Below are 5,804 nucleotides of genomic sequence, written 5' to 3' on the forward strand. Positions count from 1 at the left end.
GAATCCACGAGAATCTCTTTTCATGGTTTCAGAGAATGGTCAAACGGTTTTAGTTTGACGATTGTCTGAAATCATGAAACAACTCGAGAGTGGATTGGTTGCAAAAAAACTCTCAAAAAATGAGTCCACTTTATTGACACAGATCCACAAAGCAAGTAAAAACTGAGTAACAGAAAATAAACAAACTAAATCAAACAATAGTGTTAAACTTAATCAATGAACGAAAAAAATCCCTCACCTAATATTACAGTGAAGGATTTTTTCTACCAACATAAACAAAAAAACCACCTCATATGAGGCGGTTAACGTTCAACATTATTTTACGATATTTACTGCTTGAAGACCGCGTTGACCTTCTTCAATATCATAAGTAACTGCTTGGCCTTCATCTAAAGACTTAAAGCCTTCTCCTTGGATTGCTGAAAAATGAGCGAACACGTCATTTCCATCTTCACCAGTGATGAAACCAAAACCTTTATCTGAGTTAAACCATTTTACTGTACCTTTATTCATATATATTTCCTCCTGATACGTATATAATACGTGTTTTATTGCAATTAATATTACTTGGTAAAAGGAGTTTTTATAGTGTGAATATATCGCTCAGATTACGTTTCAAATTAGATTACTTATTTACTGTAACACGTATATAATACTAACACAAGGATAATCACTCGATATAAAGTTTAAAAGATGTAAAATTTCAGAAAAATCACAACAATTGTTTAATGAACGAGTATGATCTCCGATTAAAAATCTCATATCTATCTACTTTCTTTTTGTTCTTCGTTAACTACTTACTTTTTCAACCTGAATGATGGCCGGCAATACAATTGCTCGCAATTTTATCCGCTGCTTCTGTAGGAACACCGTATTTTTTAAACTTTGCTTTTATTTCAGTTAGTTCCGGTTTTCTGACTTTTTCCATTCTGGTGTGTTTGTAGTCCATTCGGAACTATTATCCTTAATATTTGGTTATTAGTTGATAAAGTGCTATTATCCTAATTGACATAAGACGATATGGGAGATGATACGGTGGTCACATTTAGCATGCTTTTATTTTGGATTCCAGTCTGTATTGGTATCAGCTCTTTTTTTTACTTCACTAAACGTTCTAGAAAAACAGTTATATTAATGCTTTCTTTTCTTCCTACAGCAATTTTTATCATAAAAATAGTGAAATATACATTTTATCAATCGCTTTCAGCATTATTTTTTTACGTAGTTGGGTTGTTTTTATCACTTATTCTTTTCATCATTGTTTTGCGATATCTTTATAAGAATGATTAATTATTATACATCGAAATGATTCTTGTTATCCTTAATGCTATTTTTTTAGATTTCAATTTTTTATAAATATTTTAGGTCTTGCTCTTATCTTATTTTCTAGCAATATTATAAAATTGATTGGTAACTTTCTAAAAGACGATCACTAGTTGATTGTCTTTTTTTCTGAATGTCTATGTAACTAAAAAATAAAAAAGAAGCTGTTTATCTTTTCACCTAGCGATAGTCGCTAAACTTTCCTTACCTTATTTTCTCTTCAGCAAAAAAATGGATAGAAACAAAAGTATCATGTATAATTAAATTAAAATTAAAATAATTAGAGAAGGTGAAATTATGGATGAATTCCAAATGATAAAAAGTACTCTTATGTCTATAAAAGAATATGTATCGATGATAAGTAGCTTTCCTAATGAAAGTGATAGAAACAGTGTAATAAGACAGTTTAATATTCAGTTTATAGGAAAAGAATGTAAAAAAGTTATTTCTATAGAGATTGCTAATTATTTAAAATTAGAAAATAGTATATTTAACAAATATATTCAAGAAATTGCCAAAGAACTCCACATCAAATTAGAAGGACTCCATAAGGTAAATTCTGCTACTTCGGAAGCTGATGCGTATTATATCTATCTTTGACAATAAGTAATTGATGTGTTTTAAATATTCGTAACTCCGATGTTTATAAATTAATAGACAGCAACGGAAATAGTAAAAACAAGGATGTGAATTTCAACTCTTCATAATTGTTCTTACTATTTTTCAACCGTTGCTGTCTATCGCATTTCATCATTCTTTCAATCCGAATTAATTAGGGTACTTTATCGGCATATCTAGTATTAAACCGTCTATACCATGACTACTAGCGTAACATCTGTCTTTTATTTTCATTCCGCTCCCTCCCATTGACGAGCATCATTTTATATAGAAATCCAAGCTTACGAATAACCTCACTTGCAATAGCAACACCCTGACTTGCCACTTTATATACTTCTTCTGTAGAAACTCCGTATTCTTTTTCAAATGTTGCCTTCAGTACGTTCGATTCTTGTTTACTCGATTTATTCATTGCCGTTTTTCCAATTCTCATTAATCAATAACATTTTAAGTCGATTTTCTGAACTTATGTATCAATGATCATATAGCTTGAAACCGTTCTTATTATACTGTAGTAATCTACGTATCTAAGCAACCCTTCATTTTTGTATAAGTCTTTTATTACCGACTCCCCCCTTCAATCTCATTTATATCTCATAATCAATGAATAATGATAAGATAAATATATTGCAAAAGAGAAAAAATAAAGGGGATATAACTTTGTTATTTATTAGTAAAATTTTATTCTGGGTTACTTGTGCATATAAAATTATTGTTCTACATTGTTTAAAAACATGGCGTAAAAAAGATTGTTTACTGATCGTCTCATCCCTCCCGTTTATCTATTTCATGATTCAGATTTGGGATGATTCAGATACTGATCCCCTTTTTTTATCCAATTATTTAGTTGGGTTAGTATTTTCGATAGTATTTTTTATTTGCATACTAATTTATCTGAATACAAAAAATTAAGTTTTCCAGCTCTTAGGGCTGGCTTTTTTTGTTTTTAGTCTATTTTTTCTGAAAAGTTACTTGAATAAATACACTTTTTGAGAGATTATAGCCAAACTATTTTTTAAAACAGCTAGGAATTTTGCGCTAACTTAAGCGACATCACTCAGTTTATACATGTTTTCTTTTGATTAATCTAAAGTTGTTTCCGACTAAACTACTGATTCCAGGGTATACAAGACATGATTAGATGGACACCTATTCTCATATTACAAATAAAATGAGAATTGAAATGGTAGATATCATGGAGAATTTTACCAACAAAAAAACCACCGGTGACATTCCGGTGACAAACCCATGTAAATATGGTATTTTTTTCAGTATTGTCAAATAGACCTCTTACTACTTCTTACTTTCTTCTTCGTCCATTTTCAGAACGGCCATGAAGGCTTCTTTTCGCAATAATCTAACTGTACTATTCTCTATTAATCTAAGATAGTCTCTAAGCTTCTAGTATTAAAGGTTATAAAGGAACTAAATAATCTCTTCTATCTTTAGGTCATTTCAAAACACCTGAGAAAACCTCAGTCATCGGTGGCAAAATGGTGGCAATATTTTTTTGCTGCATTATTAAAAATAGTAACAAAAACTTTATCACGATCTTTCCATTTCCATCATTATCTTACCAAATTCATTTTTCAATTCTATCTAGAACTCTTTGTATTTCAGATCTAACATTGTAAATATCTTCAATATACTGTTTCGCTGTATGATTATCTGGTATTTTATTATCACTAGGACTAGGATCTTTAATTTCTAACAACCCTAATATTTGGTCGGGATACATATCAATTACCTTAAATTTCAAAGAAGATGCGTATGACCAAGATATTTTAATAGAAGGAAAGACACAATTATGGTTTAAATTTGATCCTTCGAATAGATTTGTCAAAGATTTTTATAAGGTATAAAGATTAAAGTAGGCTACCTAAAAAGGTAGCCCGGAACGGATTTTATCACCATACTTATGAAAGGAGAAATTTTTTAAGGTTAGTATTAAGATTGTGTAATATGATGATATCTATATTTTATAGTATCAGTGCTATAAAATCAAAAATAAGTCACTAATTAACTACCACTCCAATTGTAAGCCTTTTTTCTCACTTTTTTTCAAAAATATGGTATGCTTTTTAATGGCTTCAAATATAAAAGAGTTTAAAGCGTAACACACTTTTGGGGAAGTGGTTTTTGGGGAACGCTTTAAACTCTTCTTTATTATTATCTCACAATTTAACCCGAATGTCTTTCTATTTAAAAATCAAAGTAAAACTTTTCAAATATACAGAAGTATAACTATGTGAAACATCCTTTCATTAATCCATAAAAGGATACATAAAAATGCCACTCATTTGAGTGGCAATGAAGAAAAGCTTTAGCTTGTATAATACTCTTCAAAAAATTCTAACACAGAACGATTCAAATGGCTACATTAGTGTACCCTGTAGGACTCGAGCCTACGACCGGACGGTTATGAGCCGTCTGCTCTAACCAACTGAGCTAAGGGTACGGAAAGCCACCACAACTCCTGCAAACAAAAAGAATGGACCTGAGAAAAGATAAATTATTTTTTTCATTCTTCATGTTGTGATGGCATCTTTATTATTACATATTTAATAGCAAAAAACTAGGTTGTACTTATTCTTTGTAAAAGATATTATTTTATGCTATTATTTCTAAGTCATAAAAATAAAAAGCTTCAGATACTTATCTTTTGGGGAAAGACTCTAGGGTGAGGGAGTATCTGAAGCTTTTTTCTATGTTTATTATCTCACATGATTATTTTTTAGTCTATTATTTTCTTAGATTTTTCAGAAAAAATGAAAAAAGACCTCAGTCAAGAATGATTGGTTAAGGGTTTCTACTAACTATAAAGTACCAGTTATTATGATATCCTTTAAATATTCTTTTCCTTGAATATCGATAAAGACCGCTTCCAGATGTAAACTTTTATCCTCGTTTACATATCTTTGTCCTGCACTCAATAAATACTCAATATCTTCTTGATGTTTTTTTCCTAGATTTCCAGGTGGAATAAATTCGATTTCAGGATTATCTAAGAGATCGTCTAGTCTCTTAATATAATCATCCTTATCAGCACCTTGGGGTCTAAAACCCAAAAATAAAATAGCAATTGGTCTTGTACCATAATTATGCGCATACGCTTCAACATACTTAAATTTCCCACCAATTATCGTGGATTCACTTTTGTTTTGCTCGCGAGTTTTATCAACTATTATTAAAACATTGACCTTTTTCTCATCAAAAACAATCCATAATGAAACCCAGACAGCACCTATTGTCCCAAGGGCACTTAACCATTCTGCAAGCGAACCTGACAGACTACAATCAATGCCAAATACAATAAAAACTATAAAACCTCCTAAAACACCACATAAAAAAGATTGAAACTTATTATTTTTAAAAAGACTAATTAATTTGCCCATTACATCACCTCCATATTATTATAGCAATAATATAATAAAAAACGATTATTTTTTAGTTTTATATGTACTGCCCTTCAAAAAGAGGGGCTATTTTTATTTATTGTGTCAAATAGATATCAGAAATCCGCACATCATTTACTGCACCATCATCTTCCTTGATCATTGTAATGATTCATTATATCCTTAAAACTTTTTTGGATGAACTAATATTGGAATATATTCAAATTTATAGTATTTTAGATATAGAAAATCTATGCGTCAAATTTATTCATAGAAAATATTGAGGTGAACTTTGTTGGTAAAAGAAAATTTAGAGTTAAAAGATATTCATCAAAAGAGTAAAGTTATTGCAAATGAAGTTATGGTTACTGCGTCCAAGGCAGCTGTACCTTTAAGTTCTAATGACAAAGCAGACATAGAAAAAGTATTTTCAGAAAAAGCTATTGCATTAAGTGAACGAGCTGATCG

Annotated in this window: 6 protein-coding genes, 1 tRNA gene and 1 pseudogene; 3 read left to right on the top strand and 5 right to left on the bottom strand. The window is 30.2% G+C overall.

All coding sequences use genetic code 11. The features are described from left to right. Window positions 1-315 precede the first annotated feature (315 nt). Together KFO35_RS13665 and KFO35_RS13670 are read right to left on the bottom strand one after the other, a co-directional pair. Window positions 316-513 (bottom strand): cold-shock protein, encoded by a 198-nt coding sequence (locus tag KFO35_RS13665; protein WP_002291933.1) that lies wholly within the window; start codon window positions 511-513, stop codon window positions 316-318. Window positions 514-805: 292 nt separating this feature from the next. Next, window positions 806-949 carry a hypothetical protein gene (locus KFO35_RS13670; protein WP_167513731.1) on the bottom strand — a complete coding sequence of 48 codons (144 nt, stop codon included), beginning with the start codon at window positions 947-949 and terminating at the stop codon, window positions 806-808. An 86-nt stretch (window positions 950-1,035) separates the two neighbouring features. Between KFO35_RS13670 and KFO35_RS14320 the strand changes: the two genes are divergently transcribed. Together KFO35_RS14320 and KFO35_RS13675 are read left to right on the top strand one after the other, a co-directional pair. Beyond that, on the top strand, window positions 1,036-1,290 hold the full coding sequence (locus tag KFO35_RS14320; RefSeq protein WP_002306574.1) for a hypothetical protein: 255 nt from the start codon (window positions 1,036-1,038) through the stop codon (window positions 1,288-1,290). A 330-nt stretch (window positions 1,291-1,620) separates the two neighbouring features. Beyond that, complete coding sequence (locus KFO35_RS13675; protein ID WP_002313710.1) at window positions 1,621-1,923, top strand: hypothetical protein; 303 nt, start codon at window positions 1,621-1,623, stop codon at window positions 1,921-1,923. A gap of 223 nt (window positions 1,924-2,146) precedes the next feature. On the opposite strand, the gene KFO35_RS13680 is transcribed toward KFO35_RS13675, so the two are convergent. After that, window positions 2,147-2,353: a hypothetical protein gene (locus KFO35_RS13680; RefSeq protein WP_165393975.1), complete on the bottom strand. Its 207-nt coding sequence runs from the start codon at window positions 2,351-2,353 to the stop codon at window positions 2,147-2,149. A 1,369-nt stretch (window positions 2,354-3,722) separates the two neighbouring features. Here KFO35_RS13680 and KFO35_RS14515 point away from each other — a divergent pair. After that, a pseudogene (locus KFO35_RS14515) lies at window positions 3,723-3,800 on the top strand (DUF5960 family protein); the annotation flags it as partial. Window positions 3,801-4,325: 525 nt separating this feature from the next. On the opposite strand, the gene KFO35_RS13685 reads toward KFO35_RS14515, so the two are convergent. Next, window positions 4,326-4,399: transfer RNA gene (locus KFO35_RS13685), tRNA-Ile, on the bottom strand. A gap of 358 nt (window positions 4,400-4,757) precedes the next feature. Then, a complete protein-coding gene (locus tag KFO35_RS13690; RefSeq protein WP_156271740.1) occupies window positions 4,758-5,336 on the bottom strand; it encodes a hypothetical protein in 579 nt (192 codons plus the stop codon). Window positions 5,337-5,804: the final 468 nt, after the last annotated feature.

Source organism: Enterococcus lactis (assembly GCF_015751045.1).
Classification (GTDB): Bacteria; Bacillota; Bacilli; order Lactobacillales; family Enterococcaceae; genus Enterococcus_B; species Enterococcus_B lactis.